This window comes from Streptomyces sp. NPDC037401 (assembly GCF_055602345.1).
In genome coordinates, this window is sequence record NZ_JBVJWO010000023.1 from 67242 (window position 1) to 87354 (window position 20113).

Consider the following 20113-nt stretch of genomic DNA (forward strand, 5'->3'; position numbering starts at 1 on the left):
GACCCAACTGCGCGCCGCCCGCCGCCGGGTGGGCCGTACCGGTGTGATGTCCGTCATCTGAGACGTGACGCGTGTTACTTCCCGGTCACACGGCACCTCACGGGCGCTAGTCTCCGCCGGAGAGCCGGAGTTTCGACAGAGATCCAGAGGTGTGCAGTGGCTGGGAAGCTTGCCGTCATCGGTGCGGGACTGATGGGTTCCGGTATCGCGCAGGTATCCGCTCAGGCGGGCTGGGACGTCGTACTGCGCGATGTCACCGACGCCGCCCTGACGCGCGGTACGGACGGCATCAAGGCCTCGTACGACAAGTTCGTCTCGAAGGGGAAGATGACCGCGGAGGACGCCGAGGCGGCCCTCGCGCGCATCACCACGACCACCGACATGGACGCCGTCTCCGACGTGGACATCGTCGTCGAGGCCGTCTTCGAGAAGCTCGAGGTCAAGCACGAGATCTTCCGCGCCCTGGACAAGCTCGTCCGGGAGGACGCGGTTCTCGCCTCCAACACCTCGGCCATCCCGATCACCAAGATCGCCGCCGTCACCGAGCGCCCCGAGCGCGTCGTGGGCGCCCACTTCTTCTCGCCCGTGCCGATGATGCAGCTGTGCGAGCTCGTCCGCGGCTACAAGACCAGCGACGAGACCCTGGCCACCACGCGCGCCTTCGCGGAGTCCGTCGGCAAGACCTGCATCGTCGTCAACCGCGACGTCGCGGGCTTCGTCACGACGCGGCTGATCTCGGCCCTGGTCGTCGAGGCGGCAAAGCTGTATGAATCGGGCGTGGCCTCCGCCGAGGACATCGACATCGCGTGCAAGCTGGGGTTCGGCCACGCGATGGGGCCGCTGGCGACCGCCGACCTGACGGGCGTCGACATCCTTCTGCACGCCACCAGCAACATCTACACCGAATGCCAGGACGAGAAGTTCGCGCCGCCGGAGCTGATGCGCCGGATGGTGGATGCCGGCGACATCGGCCGCAAGAGCGGACAGGGCTTCTACAAGCACTGAGCGAACAGCCGTTCGGATGCCACACCCCCCAGGGTGAATTAGGTATCGGTTCGCTCACGGTCGGCAACTTCCCTGCCCCCGGGGCAGTCACTTCCAGTGAGAGTTGCCGACCAACGGACCACACGTATCGCAGTACCTGCCGGGGAGCACACATGCACATCAGGGGCGACCACGCCGAACTCGCTGTCGGGGGCCGCCTCGACGTGCGCAGCGCGGCGGACGCCCGTACGGCCCTCCACTCCGCCCTCGACGACGGCGTCGGCGACCTCGTCCTGGACCTCACCGGACTCGACTCGTGGGACGCGACCGGGCTGGGCGTCATCATGGGCGCCCACCGCCGGGCCGGACGCTCCGGGCGCCGGCTCGTCCTGCGCGGGGTGCCGCCCCAGATGCAGCGGCTGCTCGTGGCGACGCGGCTTCACCGGATCCTCGCCATCGAAGGCGGCCTCGCCGCCGAGACCCTGCCCCGGGTCTGAGCCCTCAATCCTTTCCCCCGCGTTTCCCCGGGCTGCACGTCTGAGGCCATAACGTGATGGTCCCGTGCGGATGGGTACCCCGCCTGTTCCTGGATACTTGCCCTACGTCTAGGGTTCGGCCGTCGGCTCCTGGAGAACCCGCGGGCGGACGCCGGACCAGAAGCGACAGCGGAGTGTGCGAAGGCCGGGAGGAACGACGGCGCACGACGCGATCGGGGGGCTTTGGTCATGGACCGGATACAGGGGCTCGGGGGCGGACCCGGGGGCAAGGCCGAGGGGCGCACGCCCGGGCCGGCCCGGATCACCCGACTGGACTGCGCCGATTTCGTCCTGACGGTCAACCCCGTCGACGGCAGCGAGATAGAACCCCGCCGGCCCGGAAGCTCCACCCCCAAGCCCGCCAAGCGGCCTGCCGACGACCGCGCCGAGCTCCACGCCGCCGCCCTGCCGCCCGTACCGCCCGGCCCCGGCACCCCCGCCACCGCCTCCCCGCTCCTCGAACGGGACGAGGAGCACGAGCGGCTGCTCCGGCTGCTCGGCCGCGGCCGCTCCGTACGCGTCACCGGCTCCTCCGGATCCGGCCGGTCCGCCCTCCTCGACGCGGTCGCCGGGGCCTGCTCGGCTCTCGCACCCGACGGCGTGGTCCGCCTCTGCGGCCACCGGCAGACCGCGACCGACCTGCTCTACGCCCTCCACGGCGCCGTCTACGACGCCCCGCGGCAGCGCCCCGACGAGACGGAACTCCTCGCCCGCGTCCGCGAGATCGCCGCGGTCGTGGTCGTCGACGACCTGGAGATCGGCGGCACCGCCCTCGACGAGCTGCTGCGCGCCACCCCCGAGTGCGCCTTCCTGTTCGCCGCGGCCACCGACGCCCCGGCGCCGTCCGAGGACGCCCACCTCGAAGAGGCCGCACTCGGCGGCCTCAGCCGGTCCGCCGCCGCCGAGCTGCTGGAACGTACCCTCACCCGGCCGCTGACCGAGGAGGAGTCGGCCTGGGCCGGCGACCTCTGGTTCGCCTCCGAGGGCCTGCCCCGCCACTTCGTGCAGGCCGGAGCACTGCTGCGGCAGCGCGACGAGATCAACCGCACCGGCGAGGACGAGGACGACGACGAGCCGGGAGTCTTCGAGGAACGCTCCCGCGAGGCCGCCGACGTGGGGCTGCCCACCCTCGGCCAGGCCGCTGCGCCCGCCGTGCTGCTGGCCTCCCGGCTCACCGAATCCGGCCGCGCCGCCCTGCGGTTCGCCGTCGCCCTCGGCGGCGAGGTGCCGCACCACGCGCACCTGCCGGCCCTCGTCGGCGACACCCACGCCGACACCGCCGTCGGCGAGCTGCTGGCCTGCGGGCTGCTCACGCCGGTCGGCTCCCGCTACCGGCTGGCCGCGGGCGTCGCAGCGCAGCTCGAGGAGGCCGGGTACGGCGACGAGAGCGCCGATCTGGCCCTGACGGCCGCTCAGCACTACGCCTGGTGGACCGGACATGCCTCGGTGCCCCCGGAGCGGGCCGTGGCCGAGGCGGACGCCGTCCTGGCGGCCCTCGCCACCCTCGTGGCCGGGCAGGAGGACGGGAAGCCGAGCGCCGCCGTGCTGCTCGCCCGGACCGCGGCACCCGCGTTCGCGGGCGGACTGCACTGGGGTGCGTGGGAGCGGATCCTGCGGGCCGGGCAGGAGGCCGCGCGGATCGCCGGAGAAGTGGCCGAAGAGGCGTACTTCCACCACGAGCGGGGCATCCTGGCACTCTGCAACGGCCAGCTGGACCGCGCCCGCGCCGAGCTGGAGGCCTCCATCGGGCTGCGCGGCGCCCTGGCCGACAAGCGCGGCACGGTCGCCGGCCGGCGCGCGCTCGCGCTCGTCGACGACCGCGAGGGCGGACCGCGCGGCGCGCGACCCCTCTCGCCGCCGCTGGTCCTGGAGGCCCCGAAGCCCTCGGAGGCCATGACGCAGGGGCTTCCGCTGCTCGACCGCGCGGAGCCCGCCGAGGAGGTCGTCAAGGACGCGTTCCCGCGGCTGGAACCGCCGAGCGTCGTCACCGCGACCCCGCCGGAGCCGGTCGTGCCCGTCCTGCCGCCGGTGGAGCTCACCGAGCCGCTGCGGCCCAGGACCGGGCCGTCCGTACTCGCGGGCGCGCGGCGCAACGTCCTGGCGGCAGCGGTGGGCGCGGTGCTGGTCGCCGTCCTCGGTACGGTCCTCACGCTCGGTCTGTCCGGCAGCGACCAGCCCGGAGGCGAGCGCCAGCGCAGCGGGCAGTCGGTGTCCGGTGGTTCGACCGGCAGCCCGGCGCAGGACCCGACCGGCGATCCGGCCGGCGACGGCGGAGACGCGGGCGATGCCCCGGCGCCGGGCGACGGCAGCTCCGGCGGCTCCGTGTCGTCCTCGGGCTCCTCGGGCGGATCCGTCGTCCCGGGTACCGGCAAGCCGTCCGCGCCCGGCACGGCCAAGCCGACCCCGCCGACCTCCTCGGGCGGCCCCTCGACGGGCCCGGGCGGCACGCAGGGCGGAACCGTCACGGGCGGTACGGAGACCGGGGGCACGGACCCCACGGGCGGCACGGAGACCGGCGGTACGGTCCCCACGGGCGGCACCGAGACGGGCGGTACGGACCCCACGGGCGGTACGGAGACCGGGGGCACGGACCCCACGGGCGGCACGGAGACCGGCGGTACGGACCCCACGGGCGGTACGGAGACCGGCGGTACGGACCCCACGGGCGGCACGGAGACCGGGGGCACGGACCCCACGGGCGGCACGGAGACCGGGGGCACGGACCCCACGGGCGGTGCCGGCACGGGCACCAACGGCAACACGACCGCAGGCACCGCCACGAACGCGGGCACCGCCGCCGCCGCGGGGACCACCACCGCGGGCACGACCACCGCCGGCACGGACACCGCCTGACGCCGCTGCCCCGGACCGCTCGTGCGGTCCGGGGCAGCGGACGGGTACCCGGGGCTTCCCGGGCCCGCGTCAGAACAGACGGAGCTTGTCGTCCTCGATGCCGCGCAGGGCGTCGTAGTCGAGGACCACGCAGTCCATGCCCCGGTCCGTCGCGAGGACCCGGGCCTGCGGCTTGATCTCCTGGGCCGCGAACACACCGCGCACCGGGGCCAGGTGCGGATCGCGGTTCAGCAGCTCCAGGTAGCGGGTGAGCTGCTCCACGCCGTCGATCTCGCCGCGCCGCTTGATTTCGATCGCGACCGTCGCGCCGCCGGCGTCCCGGCACAGGATGTCCACCGGGCCGATCGCCGTCGGGTACTCGCGGCGGATCAGCGTGTAGCCCTCGCCGAGGGTGTCGATCCGGTCGGCAAGGAGCTCCTGGAGGTGTGCTTCCACGCCGTCCTTGATGAGGCCCGGATCCACGCCCAGTTCGTGCGAGGAGTCGTGGAGGACTTCTTCCATGGTGATGATGAGCTTCTCGCCCGCCTTGTTGACGACCGTCCACACGCCGGCGTCGTCTCCGCTGCCCTCTTTGAGGGTGCACGGCGGAGACATCCAGTTGAGCGGTTTGTACGCCCGGTCGTCCGCGTGGATGGAGACACTTCCGTCGGCTTTGACGAGGATCAGACGGGGTGCCGAGGGCAGGTGGGCGGTGAGCCGGCCCGCGTAGTCGACGGAGCAGCGGGCGATGACGAGACGCATGGTCCGCAACGCTACTCGACCGACACGCCCCGGCGCGATTCGCCCCTGAAAGCCCCCTTCGCTGGTGGCTCGTTGTATGCGCATTCTCCTGGTGCCGTACCCACCGGGCGCCTACCGTGTTAGCAGGAGGTCGTCGAACGTGCACGCTGCGTCGCCGTCCTTCTTCCCTGCCCGTAAGACCCCGGTCACCCGGGGTCGCGAGAGGAGAACCCATGTCGCTCGACGTCTCACCGGCCCTACTCGAACAGGCCGAGCGAGGCGAGGTCGACGAAGCCGCCTTCGTCGACTGCGTCCGGACCTCCCTGCCCTACGCATGGGAGATGATCAGCTCCCTGGTGGCCCAGCTGAAGGTGGACGGCGGCCAGTTCGCCGACAACCAGACGCCGCCGCCGGACGAGCAGGCGCGCGGCCAGCTGCTGCGCGCCCTCGCGAGTGACGCGATACGGGGGGCGCTGCAACGCCACTTCGGAGTGCGCCTGGCGTTCCAGAACTGCCACCGCGTCGCGGTGTTCCCGCTGGACCCCGCGGTGGACGACCGGCTGGCCAAGTTCACTTCGATACGCGGCCAGCTGCTCAACCAGTCGCCCGAACTCCGGGACTGCTAGGCGCGCGGCCGTCCGCGCGCCTCCGGCGCCCTGCGGACCGCCTCGCTCCTTCGCTGCCGCTCCGTATCACGGGAGGTGCAACTGATACCGGAGCGGCAGTCCGTACGCCGTCACGGACCGCGCCGTGACCTCAGCCGAGGCAGGGCAGGACCTCGGCGCCCAGCCGCCGGACGTTCTCCTCGGTGGCCGCGAGATCGCCCGAGCCCTCGACGAGCAGGGCGAAGCGCGTGATGCCGGTGCGCTCCGCCGTGGCCGCGAGCCGGTCGGCGGCCAGGGCGGGCGTGCCCACGGGATGGAGGTCGCACAGCAGCTCCGTGTACGCCACCGGGTCGCGCATGGTGCGCGGCCGCCCGTCCACCGTCTCGTACGCGGCCAGGCCCTGCCGGAGCCAGCCGGGCATCGCCTTCACGAGGGTCTCCACGGCGTCCGCGGTCCGGTCGGCGAGCTGAGCGACCCCCGCCGACACGTGGCCGGCCGCCGCGACCTCGTCGGGGCAGCGGCCGGCCGCCAGGGCCGTCTCCCGCCACAGGGCGACCATCGAGGCCTTCTCCTCGTCCCCGCAGTGCATGCCGAGCAGCATGGGCAGGCCCCGTTCGGCTGCCAGCCGTACCGAGGCGGGCGAGGTGCACGCGACGATCACTTCGGGGCTGCCGCCGTCGCCGTCGAGCGCCTCCGCGGGACGCGGGACGACGGCCACCTCGCGGAAGGCGTACCGGCCGCCCGCGGCACCGACCCGCGGCTCGGTCAGCCAGCGCCGCAGCAGGTCGAGGGAGTCCGGGAAGCCGCTTTCGTAGGCGGGCAGGCCCGCGTCGAAGACCTCCAGGTCCACCCAGGGCCCGCCGCGGCCCACCCCGAGGGTGAACCGCCCGCCCGAGGTGTGGTGCAGCAGGGCCGCCTGCTCCCCGAGCGCCACCGGGTGGGCGGTGGGCAGCACGCTCACGGCCGTCCCCACGCGCAGCCGCCGGGTGCGGCCGAGCATCAGGGCCGCGAGCGTCACCGCCGACGGGCAGACCCCGTACGGAATGAAGTGGTGCTCGGCGACCCACACGGAGTCGAGCCCCGCCTCCTCGGCCACCTCGGCGGTCCGCACCGCCCGGTGCAGTGCCTCCCCCTGTCCCTGGCCCGGGAACTGGGCCGCCAGTACAAACGCTCCGACACGCATCGCCTTCTGCCTCCTTGCGGCTGACGCGGCTTCCCCCCGATGGCAACAACGTCCGACACGTGCCAAGGGCACGGGCAGAGGCGGAAGTTATTGGGATTGTCGGGGAAACGCCCCGCGGGGCCGCCCACTCTTGCAAGACTCGTGGAGTCGTTCCCTCCGCCTGCCACCATGCGGGTACCCGGTGCCCCGCCGCGTAGTCTGGAGAAAAGTCCCTGTCCGCTGTTGTCCCGTGAGGTATACGTGTCACCGCGCCACAACCGCCCCCGAGGCGGCGAGAATCCGCCGGAACGCGAAAGCGCCGGCGTGGACCGCTTCGGTCTGGAGCAGACGGAGGAGTGGCAGGGCGAGGACTGGAAGGTCCGCCAGGTCGCCGGGGCGAGCGCGCAGGGCAAGCGGTACCGCTGCCCGGGCTGCGACCAGGAGATCCCGTCCGGCGTGCCGCACCTGGTGGCCTGGCCGGAGTACGGCGGCGTGGACGACCGCCGCCACTGGCACAAGGCCTGCTGGAACGCGAAGGACCGCCGCACCTCGAAGGTGCAGCGGTCCCGTAACGCGCCCAGGTACTAGGTCGCGTCGTCAAAGTCCCGTCTGGCCGGCGGGCTCAGACGTCGCGGCGGCCGACCGTGACGTACGCGCCCGCCACCGCGGCCCCCGTCACGGCGAGCAGCAGGGCGATCTGGCCCGCCGCGCTCGTGGGTCCGCCGTTGTCGGCCATCGGCAGGCCGAACAGCTCGCTGAGGGCGACCGGGGCGTTGTACCGCAGGAGCGCGATGCCGATCGGCTCGGTGGTCTGCCAGACGGTCAGGAAGCCGCCCATGAGCGGCGGCAGCGTGACGAGGCCCAGCATCACGGCGATCGCACCGGCCGAGTGCCGCAGCAGTGCGCCGACCGCCAGCCCGAGGACGCCGAGCAGCGTGACGTAGAAGCTGCCGGCGAGCGCGCCCACCCACTCGTCGGCGCCGTGCTGCCCGGCCTCCGGGCCGCTGTGCACCAGGGCCGTCATCGTCCCGACCACGAGCACCGAGCCGGCCACGGCGGCGAAGGCCACGGCGCCGAAGACGATCAGCTTGGCGGTCAGCACCCGGTGCCGCTCGGGAGCGGCCGTGAACGTCGTGCGGATCAGGCCGGTGCCGTACTCCGAGCTGAACGTCAGCACGCCGAGCACGATCACGCTGACCTGCCCGATGTAGAGGCCGAACATGGCGGGGGTGAAGTACGGAACCGTCTGGAAGTCGGCCTGCGCGGTCTGCATGATGGCCAGCGCGCCGATGCCGACGACCAGCGCGATCAGCGAGCCCAGCGTCCACATCGTGGAGCGCAGCGAGATCATCTTGGTCCACTCCGAGGCCACGGCGTGGCCGAGGTGCGGGCGGACCGCGGGCAGCGGCGAGGTGTAGTCCGTACGGACGGGCGCGGCGGCGCCGTCGGTGCGGGTGCCGGTGTTCGCACCGGTGCTCGTACCGGTCATCGGGAGTCCTCGGGGTCGTTCGCGGCCGCGGGGGCGGGGGCGGGGGCGGGGGCCAGGTCGCCGGGCCGGGCGGGCATCAGGAAGGGCGCGGCGTCCGGAGCGCCGCTGCCCGGCGGCGGCGGTACGAACCAGCCGTCCTGCGGGACCACCGGCGCCTCCTCGTCGGGCCAGGGCCTCAGGCCCTGCGGCTCCGGCTCCCACAGCTCGGCCCGCGGGTCCTCCGTGGAGGTGTACTCCACCGTGCTCTGCGTCATGCGCATGTAGGCCTCCTCCAGCGAGGCCCGGTGCGGGGAGAGCTCCCACAGCCGGATCCCGGCCTCGTGGGCGAGGTCGCTGACCCGTGCCAGCGGCAGGCCGGTGACGCGCAGCGCACCGTCCGGCTCGGTCAGCACCCGGCCGCCGGCGCCGTCGAGCACCGAGGCCAGCCGGTTCCGGCCGTCCGGGTCGGTGCCGGCCGCCCGCACCCGGGCGAAGTCGGCGGAGTTGCGGGAGATGAAGTCGTACACGCTCATGTCGGCCAGCAGCCGGCCGCGGCCGATCACGATCAGGTGGTCGGCGGTCAGCGCCATCTCGCTCATCAGGTGCGAGGAGACGAAGACGGTGCGGCCCTCGGCGGCCAGCTGCCGCATCAGGTTGCGGACCCACAGGATGCCCTCGGGGTCGAGGCCGTTGACCGGCTCGTCGAAGAGCAGCACCTGCGGGTCGCCGAGCAGCGCGGCCGCGATGCCGAGCCGCTGGCCCATGCCTAGGGAGAAGCCCTTGGTCCGCTGCCGGGCCACGTCCTGGAGCCCCACGACGTTCAGCACCTCGTCGACGCGCTTCTCGGGGATGCCCGAGAGCTGGGCGAGGGCGAGCAGGTGGACGCGGGCGCGCCGGCCGCCGTGCATGGCCTTCGCGTCCAGCAGCGCTCCGACGTGACGCTGCGCGTTCGGCAGCTCGCGGAACGGGTGCCCGTGGATGGTGACGTGACCGGCGGTGGGCCGGTCGAGGCCGAGGATCATCCTCATGGTGGTCGATTTGCCGGAGCCGTTGGGTCCCAGGAAGCCGGTCACGAGACCGGGCTTGACCTGGAACGACAACTGGTCGACGGCGGTCTTGGCGCCGAAGCGCTTGGTCAGGCCGACTGCCTCGATCATTGCTCTGCCCCTTGCCAGGCCCGGACGGCTTTCGTCCGCGTAAGGGTTAAGAGCTTATCGGGGGCTTGACGGTTCCGTCCCCGTCGCGGTCTCGGGGGTGACCCTGATCCGACCCTGACCCGTCCCTGAGGCGGTGCGTCCCATGACCGGCGTCATGCGTCCCGTCCTGCGGGGGTCACGCGTCCCGGCGCTTGATCACCAGCCAGCCGCCGAGGAGCGCGGCGACGACCCAGAGCACCATGATGCCCAGGCCGCCCCAGGGCCCGTACGGCGCCTTGTCGCTGCCCATCGCCTCCGGGACCACCTGCATGATCTTGGATCCGGCCTGGTCGGGGAAGTACTGCGCGACGTTCTTGGCGCCCGGGACGGCGGACAGGATCTGCGAGACCAGGAAGAAGAACGGCATCAGGATGCCGAGGGAGAGCATCGAGCTGCGCAGCATCGCCGCTACGGCCATCGAGAAGACCGCGATCAGCGCCATGTAGAGGCCCGCGCCGAAGACGGCGCGCAGGACGTTCGGCTCGCCGATGGCCGTGCGGTGCCCGCCCAGCAGGGCCTGGCCCAGGAAGAAGGACAGGAAGCTCGTCGCCAGGCCGATGAGCAGCGCCAGGGCCGCCGCGACCGCGATCTTGCCGAAGAGGAACGTGGCGCGCTGGGGGACCGCGGCGAGGGAGGTGCGGATCATGCCCGAGCTGTACTCGGTGCCGACCACCATCACCCCGAAGACCACCATGGCGAGCTGGCCCAGCACCATCCCGGAGAAGCTGATCAGGGTCGGGTCGAAGGTGGCCCGCTCGATGTCGGAGAGGTTCTCGAACTGGGACTTCATCAGCGCGCACAGCGCGGCGCTGAGCGCGACGGTCACCACGAGCGCACTGACCAGCGTCCACTTGGTCGAGGCGACCGTACGGATCTTGGTCCACTCGGAGGTGAGGACGGCGGGTACCGAGGCCATCGGTCACTCTCCCTTGCGCAGCTCGTCGTACGAGGCGCCCCAGCGCGGTGCCTCGGCCGCAGCGAGCGGAGCCGCAGCGAGCGGCTCCCCGGCCGGCAGCTCGCCGTCGGCGCCGGGGGAGTGGGCGTGGTACTCCACCGTGCCCGCGGTCATCCGCATGAAGGCCTCCTCCAGCGAGGCGCGCTGCGGGCTGAGTTCGTGCAGGACGAGCCCGTGGCGGGCGGCGAGCTCGCCGATCCGCTCGGCCGGCACCCCGTCGATCTCCAGGGCTCCGCTGCCGGCGCTGACCGCCGTGAAGCCGGAGTCGTGCAGCAGGTCCTTCAGCCGCTCCTGCTGCGGCGAGCGCACGCGCACGTAACTGCGCGAGTTCTGCTGAATGAAATCAGCCATCGATGTATCGGCCAGCAGCCGTCCCTGGCCGATCACGATCAAATGGTCTGCCGTCAGCGCCATTTCGCTCATCAGATGGCTGGACACGAAGATCGTTCTTCCTTCGGCCGCAAGATCCTTCATCAGATTGCGGATCCAGTGAATTCCCTCGGGGTCCAGACCATTGACGGGTTCGTCGAACATCAGGATCTCCGGGTCACCCAGCAGTGCAGAGGCGATTCCCAGCCGCTGCCCCATGCCGAGCGAAAATCCTTTCGACTTCTTCTTCGCCACCGACGACAGTCCGACCGTGTCCAGCACCTCGTCCACGCGGCTGCGCGGGATCCGGTTCGACTGCGCCAGACACAGCAGGTTGTTGTAGGCGCTGCGCCCGCCGTGCATCGCCTTCGCGTCCAGCAGAGCCCCGATGTACTTCAGCGGCTCGTCCAGGTCGCGGTAGTGCTTCCCGTCGATCCGGACCGAGCCGCCGGTCGGGTTGTCGAGGTCGAGCATCATGCGCATCGTCGTGGACTTCCCGGCGCCGTTGGGGCCGAGGAAGCCCGTCACCACCCCCGGTCTGACCTGGAAGCTGAGGTGGTCCACGGCGGTCTTCGTGCCGAATCGCTTCGTGAGGGCCTCGAGCTCGATCATGCGGTTCACGCTAAAACGGCCAAGGGCCCCCCGCCACCGGAGTGACGCAGGGGCCCTTGGCCGTACGGGGGTGTGTGCCGGAACCGCTCGGAAACTAGCGGCTCTGCTGCGCCGGGACGCCGCGGGTCACCGGCTCGTCGTCGATCGGGGAGCCCGCCGCCGCCACCGCGGCACCGGTCAGGGTCGCGAGCATCTCGCGGACGTTGGTCAGCTGCGCGTTGATGGAGTCGCGGCGGTTGGTGAGCGCCGCCAGCTCGCGCTCGGACTCGCTGCGGATGCGGTCCGCCTTGGCGTTGGCGTCGGCCACGATGTCCTCGGCCTGGCGCTGCGCGGTCTCCACCGTCTGGCGGGCCCGGCGCTCGGCGTCCGTACGCAGCTTCTCGGCCTCCAGGCGCAGCTGCTCGGCCCGGTGCTCGATCTCGGCGAGACGCTTCTCCGCCTTGGCCTGACGGGAGGCCAGGTCGCGCTCGGACTGCTCACGGCGCTTGGCGAGGTTGGTCTCGAAGTCCGCGGCGGCCTGGGCGGCCTTGGCGCGGGTCTCCTCGAAGAGAGCGTCGGCCTCCTCGCGCTTGGAGGCCGCGTCCTTCTGGGCCTCGGCGCGCAGGGTGGCGGAGTCGGCCTTGGCCTTCTCGACGATACGGACGCCCTCGTCCTCGGCCTTGGCCTTGCGCTCCGCGGAGAACGACTCGGCGTCGTTGCGCACCTGCTGAGCGGCGGACTCCGCGAGCTCGCGGTGCTGCTCGGCAGCACGACGGGCCTCCTCACGCAGGTCCTTCGCCTCCTCCTCGGCGAGCCGCAGGATCTTCTCGACCCGGGCGCCGAGGCCGGCGTACGACGGTTCGGCGTCGTTGACCTGGGCCTGGGCGTTCTGCGTTTCGAGGTGGAGCTCCTCGATGCGCTTTTCCAGAGAGTTGATGCGACCAAGGGCGCTGTCACGGTCGGCGACGAGCTTGGTAATGCGGTCGTCCACCTGACCGCGGTCGTAACCACGCCGCACGAGCTCGAAGCCGAAGGGGGAGGAAGTGTCGCTCATGGGGTTCCTGTCGAATGAGACCGATGAGGTGCTAGGTGAGGTGTTAAGGGGAATCCTAGGCGCCGGAGCGGCGTGTCATCGAGTCAATCCGCGTTTGATCCGGACAATGACACCCCTTTTGAGTGGCAAGGCGACGGAATGCTTGTCACTCGTTCGCCTGATCCTCCATCAGGAGCACACTTCCAGTCCCACTGACTAGCCCTCTGACGTCTTGCCACCCGAACGAGTGGAACCCGCCGCCGCTCCGGCCTTCACTCCGCCCCCTGCCGGACCGCCCGGCGAGCCGTTGGACGACTTCCCGCCACCCGCAGGCGCCTCGAATGATTCCAACGCCTCAAGCACGTCCTGGACACGGGAGATCTCCGCCTGAATGTCCTCCCGGCGGCGCACCAGCACCTCCAGCTCGCGCCGGCCCTCGGCCACCAGCCGCTCGGCCTCCGCCTCCGCGTCCGTACGCAGCCGTTCGGCCTCCCGGACCAGCTCGGCCTTCTTCTGCTCGGCCTCCTTGAGCAGCTGCTCGGCCTTGCGGACCGCGGCGATGCGCACCTTGCTCGCCTCGCTGCTCGCCTCCGAGACCAGGGCCTTGGCCTTGCGGTCGGCCTCCTCGCTCTGCTCGGTGGCCGCCTTCACCAGCTTGTCCACGCGCTCGCCGGCCGTCTTCATCTGCTCGGCCGACTCCCGGCGCGCACGCTCGTGCAGCTCCTCGACCTCGGACTCGACCCGGCCCTGCAGCTCCTCCACCCGCTCCCTTATGGCCGCCGCGTCCGTGCGCGCGCCGACCAGCAGCTCGTCCGCGTCCGTACGGGCCTTCTCCACCAGGGAGTTGCCCTCGACCGTCGCCTCCGCGGTGATCCGCGCCGCCTCCTTGCGCGCCGCGTCCACCATCGAATCGGCCTGCTCCTCGGCCGCGGTCGTGGCGGCGAGCGCCTGCCTCTGCGCCTCCGCCGTGAGCTTGTCGGCCTCCGCGGCCGTCTCGCTGATGAGCCGGTCGACCTGCTCGGCCGCCTCGGAACGCCGCTTGTTGGCCGCCTCGCGCGCCTCGTCGAGCAGCCGCTCGGACTCCTCGCGGGCCTCCGTGCGCAGCCGCTCCGCCTCCGCCGCCGCTTCCGACTTGACCCGCTCGGCCTCCGACCGGGTACGCGCCGCGTGCTCCTGGGCAGAGGCCAGCGACTCGGACGCCTCGGTGCGCAGCCGCTCGGCCTCCTCCGCGGCTTCGCCGACCGTGCGGTCGTTCGCCGCGCGGGTCTCGGCCGTGAGCCGCTCCGCCTCGGCGGTCGCCTCGCCGACCAGCCGGTCCGCCTGCTCGGCGGCCTCGGTACGCAGCCGGTTGCCCTCGGCACGGGCCTCGTCGAGGGTCTGCTCCGACTCCCGCTCCGCCGACGCGAGGGTCTCGCTCGCCGCGGCGGTGACCCGCTCGGCCTCGGCCGTGGCCTCGCCGATGATCCGGCCGCCCTCGGCCCGCGCCTCGTCGAGGCTCTGCGCGGCCTCGGTGCGCAGCCGCTCGGCCTCCTCCGCGGCCTCGCCGACCGTACGGTCGTTGGCGGCGCGCGTCTCGACCGTCATCCGCTCGGTCTCGGCCGTGGCCTCGCCGATCAGGCGCGCGCCCTCGGCCCGCGCGTCGTCCAGCACCTGCGCGGCCTCGGCTCGTACGGCCTCGCCGTCCTCCTGCGCCTTCGCGCGCACGCCCTCGGCTTCCGCCGCGGCCTCCGAACGGATCCGGTTCGCGTCCTCGCGGGCGTCGGCCCGGGTCCGCGCGGCATCCCGCTCGGACGAGGCCAGCGCGTCCGTCGCTTCCGTACGCACGCGCTGGGCGTACTCGGCCGTGTCGGCCCGCAGCTGCTCCGACTCGGCGATGGCGTCGGTGACCGTGCGCTCCGCGAGCGCCTTCGCCGCGTCCGTCTCGGTCCGCGCCTCGGTGCGGATGCGGGTCGCGTCCTCTGCCGCCCGCTCCCGCTCGGCGTACGCGTCGGCGCGGACCCGGTCCGCCTCCTCCTGCGCCTCGGTGCGGGTGCGCTCGGCCGCGTGCTCGGCGGCGCTGCGCAGCCCGGCGACCTCCTCCTCGGCCTGCTCGTGCAGCCCGGCGACCGACTCGCGCACCTCGCGCGCGGTCTGCTCGGCGGCGGCGACCAGCTCGCCGGCCCGCTGCTCGGCCTCCTCGACCAGGCGCTGCGCCTCGGCCTGGGCCTCCTCGACCCGCTTGCGGGCCGCGGCCAGCAGCTCTTCGCTCTGCTCGCGTGCCTGGGCGCGCTCGCTGTCGGCCTCCTCGCGGGCGGCGGAGAGGGTCTCCTCGGCCTCGCGGCGACGCCGCGCGGCCTCCTCCTGTGCGGCGGCCAGCGCCTCGGCGGCCTCCTCGGCGACCCGCTCGGCGGCGGCCTTCGCCTCGGCGCGCAGCCGGTCCGCGGTCTCCTGGGCCTCCACGCGCAGCCGCTCCGCCTCGGCGGCGGCCTCCGACTGGAGCCGTACGGCAGCCGTCTCGGCCTCGGCGCGGGTGCGGGCCGCGTCCTCCGCGGCCTCGTCCCGCAGCTTCTCGGCCCCCGACTCGGCCTGCGCCTGGAGCGTACGGACCCGCTCGGCGGACTCGGTGCGCAGCCGCTCGGCCTCCTCCGCGGCCTCGCGGCGGATGCCCTCGGCGCCGGACCGGGCGTCCCGCAGGGTCTCCTCGGCCGTGCTCAGCCGGCTCTCGGCGTCCTGGTGCAGCCGCGTCAGCTCGGCGTCGGCCTCGGCCCGCTTGGCCGCCACCGCGCGCTCGGCCTCCTCGCGGCGCTCCCGCGCGGCCTCGTCGGCCTCGGCGCGGACGGTCTCCGCGCGCTCCTCGGCCTCGGTGCGCAGCCGCTCCGCCTCGGCGCGGGTGCGCTCCAGGGTCTCCTCGGCCTGCTTGCGCAGGGTCGTCGCCCGCTCGATCGCCTCGGCGCGCACCCGCTCGCTCTCGGCGGCGGCCCCGCCGCGCAGCTCGTCGGCGTCGGCCTTCGACTTCGTCAGCAGCTCCTCGGCGGTCTTCGCCGCCTCCTCGATCTGCTGGACGGCCTCGCGGCGCGCCTCGCCGCGGATCCGCTCGCCCTCGGCGACCGCCTCGGCGCGCAGCTGCTCGGCCTCGCCGCGCAGCCGGCGGGCCTCCTCCTGCAGCTCGACCGTCTTGGCGCGGTACTCCTCGGTGTCGTCCTTCGCCGCGCCCTTGAGCTGCTCGGCGGTGTCGGCGGCCTGCGCGCGCAGCCGCTCCGCCTCCGACTCGGCCTCGCGGCGGATCCGCTCGGCTTCCTCGCTCGCGGCCCGGGTGGTGGCCTTCGCGTCCTCGGAGGCCTTGTTCAGCACGTCCTCGGCGGTGCGGGCGGCCTTGGCCAGCTGGGCCGCGGTGTCCTCGGCGGCGGCGGTACGGGCCTGCTCGCCGGCCTCGACGCGCAGCCGCTCGGCCTCGGCGCGGGCGTCGGCGAGGGTCTGCTCGGCCTCGCTCTTGAGGCTCTCGGCCTCCTTGGTGGCCTCGCCGACCAGCCGCGCGACCTGCTCCTTGGCCGTACGGGTGCGCTGCTCGTTGATGGACTCCGCGGAGCTGACCTGCCGCGCCGCGGCCTCCTTGGCCTCGGCGACGAGCTTCTCGGCCTCGGCACGGGCCTCGCGCAGGGCGCTGTCGGCCTCCTGCACCCGCTGCTCGGCCACCCGGCCGAGGTCCTGGGTCTGCTGCCGGGTCTGCTCGGCCTCCGCGGAGGTCGTGGTCCGCAGCCGCTCGGCGTGCTCGGTGGCCTCCTGCGCCTGCGCGGAGGCGGCGGTCAGCAGCCGCTCGGCCTCCTTGCGGGCACGTACGAGCGTCGCCTCGGCTTCGGTACGCGCCGCCTCGGCCTCGGCCGACATCCGGCGGCGGGTCTCCTCGGCCACCCGGGCGGCCTCGGCGCGGGCGGCGCCCAGGGACTGCTCCGCCTCGGCGCGGGACTCCTCCATCAGGCGGCGGGCCTGGGCCTCCGTACGGGCGCGCAGCTGCTCGGCCCAGGCGACGTTCTCGTTGACGTGGGACTCGACGGTCTGGCGGCGCTCGTTGAGCTCCTGGTCCAGCCGCTGGCGGCGGTTGACGGCCTCGGCGTGCAGCTCGGCCTGGAGCCGCGCCTGGTGCTCGGCGTGCTCCTGGAGGATGCGCTGGGTCTGGGCCCGGGCCTCGCGCAGCTCGCGCTCGGCGTCGGTGCGCATCTGGTCGGCCTGGATCTGGGCGTTCCGCAGCAGCTGTTCGGCCTGGTAGCCGATGTCGGCGGAGTCGTAGGCAGGGCGGGACGCCAGGTTGCGGCGTGCCTCGTGGAGCTTGGCGCGCAGCACCTCCACCTGGTAGCCCAGGTCGTCGGCGTGCTGGACGGCCTTCTCGCGCTCCTTCTTCAGCCGCTCCATCTCGGCCTCGAAGCGCGAGAGATGGTCGGCCTCAGCCTGAATACTCTCCTGGCGTTCGTAGCCCCGCACGGCGCGGTCCCATCCGTCCCCTGGTCGCAAGCTCTCTTCCAGAGCACCGTCCGCCCGCTGAACGGCGCCCCCGGGGAATGGTGTCAGATTCTCGCCGCGGGGCGCAGGCCTCAGACAGGCCCCGCCCCCACAGCACCGCACCAAACCCCGGCCGAGCCACCGTCACTCTACCGGCCGGGGAATCCGGAGGTCAGTGCTCCTCGTTGGGGAGCTCAGTGACCGGGGGCGGAGGTGACCAGTTCGGTGAGGACCCCGTGGCAGTCCTTGGGGTGCAGGAAGGTGATCCGCGAGCCCATGGAACCGGTCCGCGGCTCGTCGTAGAGGACGCGTACGCCCTTGCCGCGGACGGCCTCCGCGTCGCCGTCGACGTCGGCGGTGCCGAAGGCGATGTGGTGGACGCCCTCGCCGTTCTTGGCCAGCCACTTGCCCACCGCGGAGTCCTCGCGGGTGGGCTCCAGGAGCTGGAGGTAGGAGGCCCCGCCGTCGGAGGTCTCGTTGATCTTGAGCATGGCCTCGCGCACACCCTGCTCCTCGTTGACCTCGGTGTGGAACACCTCGAAGCCGTACGTGGCACGGTAGAACTCGACAGTCTTGTCGAGGTCGAAGCAGGCGATCCCGATGTGGTCGATTCTCGTCAGCATGGGTCTAGTGGAGCGGTCGGCAGGGTGGTTACGCAACGTGCGCGCGATCACACCTATTGCCGGGTGACCCGGTCGGTACTGCTCAGTACATTGACGTAAACCCTCGTTCACTCCTCAGCTTCCCCGTTGAAAGGGGATTCGCCTCATGTCCGGAACGAACAGCACCACTTCGGTGATCGTCGCAGGGGCCCGCACGCCCATGGGACGTCTGCTCGGCTCGCTGAAGTCCTTCTCCGGTGCCGACCTCGGCGGATTCGCGATCAAGAGCGCCCTGGAGCGGGCCGGCATCTCCGGCGACCAGGTCCAGTACGTGATCATGGGCCAGGTGCTCCAGGCCGGCGCCGGCCAGATCCCCGCCCGCCAGGCCGCCGTCAAGGCGGGCATCCCGATGAACGTGCCCGCACTGACGATCAACAAGGTCTGCCTCTCCGGCCTCGACGCCATCGCGCTCGCCGACCAGCTGATCCGCGCGGGCGAGTTCGACGTCGTCGTCGCCGGCGGCCAGGAGTCCATGACCAACGCCCCCCACCTGCTCCCGAAGACCCGCGAGGGCTACAAGTACGGCGCGGTCGAGATGCTCGACGCGATGGCGTACGACGGCCTGACGGACGCCTTCGAGAACATCGCGATGGGCGAGTCCACCGAGAAGCACAACACCCGCCTGGGCATCGAGCGCGCGCCGCAGGACGAGTTCGCCGCGGCCTCGCACCAGCGCGCGGCCGCCGCCCAGAAGAACGGGATCTTCGAGGCCGAGATCACCCCGGTCGAGATCCCGCAGCGCAAGGGCGACCCGGTGATCTTCGCCTCCGACGAGGGCATCCGCCCGGAGACCACGGCCGAGTCCCTCGGCAAGCTGCGCCCGGCCTTCGCGAAGGACGGCACGATCACGGCCGGCACCTCCTCGCAGATCTCCGACGGCGCCGCCGCGGTCGTCGTGATGAGCAAGGCCAAGGCCGAGGAGCTGGGCCTGGAGTGGATCGCCGAGATCGGCGCCCACGGCAACGTCGCCGGCCCGGACAACTCCCTCCAGTCGCAGCCTTCGAACGCCATCCAGCACGCCCTCAAGAAGGAGGGCCTGGAGGTCGCCGACCTCGACCTGATCGAGATCAACGAGGCCTTCGCCGCCGTCGCCGTCCAGTCAATGAAGGACCTGGGCGTGACCCCGGAAAAGGTGAACGTCAACGGCGGCGCGATCGCGCTGGGGCACCCGATCGGCATGTCCGGCGCCCGCGTGGTGCTGCACCTGGCCCTGGAGCTCAAGCGGCGCGGCGGCGGCGTCGGCGCGGCCGCGCTGTGCGGCGGCGGCGGCCAGGGCGACGCCCTGATCGTGCGCGTCCCGCGGGCCTGACCCCGCACGCAGCGCCCACGGCAGCAACGACCGCAACGACCGAGCCGATCCGAGGAGACAGACAGGCATGACGGTGGACGTCCCCCAGCTGGTGGCCCAGGCACGTGAGGGCAGGCCGCGGGCCGTGGCCCGGCTGATCTCACTGGTCGAGGGGGCGTCCCCGCAGCTGCGCGAGGTGATGGCGGCGCTGGCCCCGCTCACGGGCCGTGCGTACGTCGTCGGACTGACAGGCTCCCCCGGCGTCGGCAAGTCGACCTCGACGTCGGCGCTGGTCACGGCCTACCGCAAGGCGGGCAAGCGGGTCGGCGTCCTCGCCGTCGACCCGTCCTCGCCCTTCTCGGGCGGCGCGCTGCTGGGCGACCGGGTGCGGATGTCGGACCACGCGTCCGACCCGGGCGTCTACATCCGCTCGATGGCCACCCGCGGCCACCTGGGCGGACTGGCCTGGGCTGCCCCGCAGGCCATCCGCGTCCTGGACGCGGCCGGCTGCGACGTCGTCCTCGTCGAGACGGTGGGCGTCGGCCAGTCCGAGGTCGAGATCGCCTCGCAGGCCGACACCTCCGTGGTGCTGCTGGCCCCCGGCATGGGGGACGGCATCCAGGCCGCGAAGGCGGGCATCCTGGAGATCGGCGACGTGTACGTGGTCAACAAGGCCGACCGCGACGGCGCGGACGCGACGGCGCGCGAGCTGAACCACATGCTGGGGCTGGGCGAGGCCCGCGGCCCCGCGGACTGGCGCCCGCCGATCGTCAAGACCGTCGCGGCCCGTGCGCAGGGCATCGACGAGGTGGTCGAGGCCCTGGAGAAGCACCGGGCGTGGATGGAGGAGCACGGCGTCCTCGCCGAGCGGCGGGCCGCGCGCGCGGCCCACGAGATCGAGACGATCACGGTGACGGCGCTGCGCTCCCGCATCGGGGACCTGCGCGGGGACGCGCACCTCGACGCCCTCGCGCAGCGGGTCGTGGCGGGCGCCCTGGACCCGTACGCCGCCGCCGACGAGCTGCTGGCGAGCCTGACGGCGGGCGGTGCCTGACCCGGCCCCCGTCGCTGCACACCGCCGTGGGGGGGGCGGTCGGTGGGGGGGGGGGGGGGGGGGGGGGGGGTGGGGGGGGGGGTGGGGGGGGGTGGGGAGGGGGGGGGGGGGGGGGGGGAGGGGGGGGGGGTGGGGAGGTGCGGGGCTGGGGGAGGAGGAAAAGG

At 73.0% G+C, this 20113-nt stretch carries 16 protein-coding genes; 7 read left to right on the top strand and 9 right to left on the bottom strand.

Annotation, left to right across the window (positions count from 1 at the left end; translation table 11 throughout):
- The first annotated feature begins 156 nt into the window (after positions 1-156).
- The 3 genes from ACZ7H1_RS24075 to ACZ7H1_RS24085 all read left to right on the top strand — a co-directional run bounded on the left by ACZ7H1_RS24075 (position 157) and on the right by ACZ7H1_RS24085 (position 4373).
- A complete protein-coding gene (locus ACZ7H1_RS24075) occupies positions 157-1005 on the top strand; it encodes a 3-hydroxyacyl-CoA dehydrogenase family protein (RefSeq protein WP_470789475.1) in 849 nt (282 codons plus the stop codon).
- 152 nt (positions 1006-1157) lie between these two features.
- Positions 1158-1481, top strand: coding sequence for an STAS domain-containing protein (locus ACZ7H1_RS24080; protein WP_470789476.1), 324 nt, complete (start codon positions 1158-1160; stop codon positions 1479-1481).
- Between the two features lie 228 nt (positions 1482-1709).
- Entirely contained in the window at positions 1710-4373 is a 2664-nt protein-coding gene (locus ACZ7H1_RS24085) for an ATP-binding protein (RefSeq protein ID WP_470789478.1), read from the top strand.
- Positions 4374-4442: 69 nt separating this feature from the next.
- Here ACZ7H1_RS24085 and nucS read toward each other — a convergent pair whose 3' ends face one another.
- The gene (nucS, locus tag ACZ7H1_RS24090) at positions 4443-5114 is read right to left on the bottom strand and encodes an endonuclease NucS (protein ID WP_470789480.1); all 672 of its coding nucleotides are present in this window, start codon (positions 5112-5114) and stop codon (positions 4443-4445) included.
- A gap of 212 nt (positions 5115-5326) precedes the next feature.
- On the opposite strand from nucS, the gene ACZ7H1_RS24095 reads away from it, so the two are divergent.
- The gene (locus ACZ7H1_RS24095; protein ID WP_257554130.1) at positions 5327-5719 is read left to right on the top strand and encodes an SCO5389 family protein; all 393 of its coding nucleotides are present in this window, start codon (positions 5327-5329) and stop codon (positions 5717-5719) included.
- A 130-nt stretch (positions 5720-5849) separates the two neighbouring features.
- Here ACZ7H1_RS24095 and ACZ7H1_RS24100 read toward each other — a convergent pair whose 3' ends face one another.
- A complete protein-coding gene (locus tag ACZ7H1_RS24100) occupies positions 5850-6881 on the bottom strand; it encodes an LLM class flavin-dependent oxidoreductase (protein WP_470789482.1) in 1032 nt (343 codons plus the stop codon).
- 240 nt (positions 6882-7121) lie between these two features.
- Between ACZ7H1_RS24100 and ACZ7H1_RS24105 the strand changes: the two genes are divergently transcribed.
- Complete coding sequence (locus ACZ7H1_RS24105) at positions 7122-7448, top strand: ATP/GTP-binding protein (protein ID WP_470789483.1); 327 nt, start codon at positions 7122-7124, stop codon at positions 7446-7448.
- Positions 7449-7482: 34 nt separating this feature from the next.
- On the opposite strand, the gene ACZ7H1_RS24110 is transcribed toward ACZ7H1_RS24105, so the two are convergent.
- The 7 genes from ACZ7H1_RS24110 to mce all read right to left on the bottom strand — a co-directional run bounded on the left by ACZ7H1_RS24110 (position 7483) and on the right by mce (position 17568).
- Positions 7483-8349, bottom strand: a complete 867-nt coding sequence (locus ACZ7H1_RS24110) for an ABC transporter permease (protein ID WP_470789485.1) — start codon at positions 8347-8349, stop codon at positions 7483-7485.
- Positions 8346-9485 (bottom strand): ABC transporter ATP-binding protein, encoded by a 1140-nt coding sequence (locus ACZ7H1_RS24115; protein ID WP_470789487.1) that lies wholly within the window; start codon positions 9483-9485, stop codon positions 8346-8348. Before ACZ7H1_RS24115 ends, ACZ7H1_RS24110 begins: the two co-directional genes overlap by 4 nt.
- 175 nt (positions 9486-9660) lie before the next feature.
- Positions 9661-10440 carry an ABC transporter permease gene (locus ACZ7H1_RS24120; RefSeq protein WP_470789489.1) on the bottom strand — a complete coding sequence of 260 codons (780 nt, stop codon included), beginning with the start codon at positions 10438-10440 and terminating at the stop codon, positions 9661-9663.
- A 3-nt stretch (positions 10441-10443) separates the two neighbouring features.
- On the bottom strand, positions 10444-11460 hold the full coding sequence (locus tag ACZ7H1_RS24125; RefSeq protein ID WP_470789490.1) for an ABC transporter ATP-binding protein: 1017 nt from the start codon (positions 11458-11460) through the stop codon (positions 10444-10446).
- A 94-nt stretch (positions 11461-11554) separates the two neighbouring features.
- Entirely contained in the window at positions 11555-12493 is a 939-nt protein-coding gene (locus ACZ7H1_RS24130; protein ID WP_470789491.1) for a cellulose-binding protein, read from the bottom strand.
- Positions 12494-12688: 195 nt separating this feature from the next.
- Complete coding sequence (scy, locus tag ACZ7H1_RS24135; RefSeq protein ID WP_470789493.1) at positions 12689-16927, bottom strand: polarized growth protein Scy; 4239 nt, start codon at positions 16925-16927, stop codon at positions 12689-12691.
- A gap of 212 nt (positions 16928-17139) precedes the next feature.
- Entirely contained in the window at positions 17140-17568 is a 429-nt protein-coding gene (gene mce / locus ACZ7H1_RS24140) for a methylmalonyl-CoA epimerase (protein ID WP_470789494.1), read from the bottom strand.
- Between the two features lie 145 nt (positions 17569-17713).
- On the opposite strand from mce, the gene ACZ7H1_RS24145 reads away from it, so the two are divergent.
- Both ACZ7H1_RS24145 and meaB read left to right on the top strand, forming a co-directional pair.
- A complete protein-coding gene (locus ACZ7H1_RS24145) occupies positions 17714-18916 on the top strand; it encodes an acetyl-CoA C-acetyltransferase (RefSeq protein ID WP_470789496.1) in 1203 nt (400 codons plus the stop codon).
- A 67-nt stretch (positions 18917-18983) separates the two neighbouring features.
- On the top strand, positions 18984-19949 hold the full coding sequence (meaB, locus tag ACZ7H1_RS24150) for a methylmalonyl Co-A mutase-associated GTPase MeaB (protein ID WP_470789497.1): 966 nt from the start codon (positions 18984-18986) through the stop codon (positions 19947-19949).
- The last annotated feature ends 164 nt before the right edge of the window (positions 19950-20113 follow it).

Excerpts from the sequence above, each read along its gene's own strand:
- ACZ7H1_RS24080 (WP_470789476.1), top strand. The coding sequence starts at position 1,158 with ATGCACATCAGGGGCGACCACGCCGAACTCGCTGTCGGGGGCCGCCTC.
- ACZ7H1_RS24085 (WP_470789478.1), top strand. The coding sequence starts at position 1,710 with ATGGACCGGATACAGGGGCTCGGGGGCGGACCCGGGGGCAAGGCCGAG.
- nucS (WP_470789480.1), bottom strand. The coding sequence starts at position 5,114 with ATGCGTCTCGTCATCGCCCGCTGCTCCGTCGACTACGCGGGCCGGCTC.
- ACZ7H1_RS24095 (WP_257554130.1), top strand. The coding sequence starts at position 5,327 with ATGTCGCTCGACGTCTCACCGGCCCTACTCGAACAGGCCGAGCGAGGC.
- ACZ7H1_RS24100 (WP_470789482.1), bottom strand. The coding sequence starts at position 6,881 with ATGCGTGTCGGAGCGTTTGTACTGGCGGCCCAGTTCCCGGGCCAGGGA.
- ACZ7H1_RS24110 (WP_470789485.1), bottom strand. The coding sequence starts at position 8,349 with ATGACCGGTACGAGCACCGGTGCGAACACCGGCACCCGCACCGACGGC.
- ACZ7H1_RS24115 (WP_470789487.1), bottom strand. The coding sequence starts at position 9,485 with ATGATCGAGGCAGTCGGCCTGACCAAGCGCTTCGGCGCCAAGACCGCC.
- ACZ7H1_RS24120 (WP_470789489.1), bottom strand. The coding sequence starts at position 10,440 with ATGGCCTCGGTACCCGCCGTCCTCACCTCCGAGTGGACCAAGATCCGT.
- ACZ7H1_RS24125 (WP_470789490.1), bottom strand. The coding sequence starts at position 11,460 with ATGATCGAGCTCGAGGCCCTCACGAAGCGATTCGGCACGAAGACCGCC.
- ACZ7H1_RS24130 (WP_470789491.1), bottom strand. The coding sequence starts at position 12,493 with ATGAGCGACACTTCCTCCCCCTTCGGCTTCGAGCTCGTGCGGCGTGGT.
- mce (WP_470789494.1), bottom strand. The coding sequence starts at position 17,568 with ATGCTGACGAGAATCGACCACATCGGGATCGCCTGCTTCGACCTCGAC.
- ACZ7H1_RS24145 (WP_470789496.1), top strand. The coding sequence starts at position 17,714 with ATGTCCGGAACGAACAGCACCACTTCGGTGATCGTCGCAGGGGCCCGC.
- meaB (WP_470789497.1), top strand. The coding sequence starts at position 18,984 with ATGACGGTGGACGTCCCCCAGCTGGTGGCCCAGGCACGTGAGGGCAGG.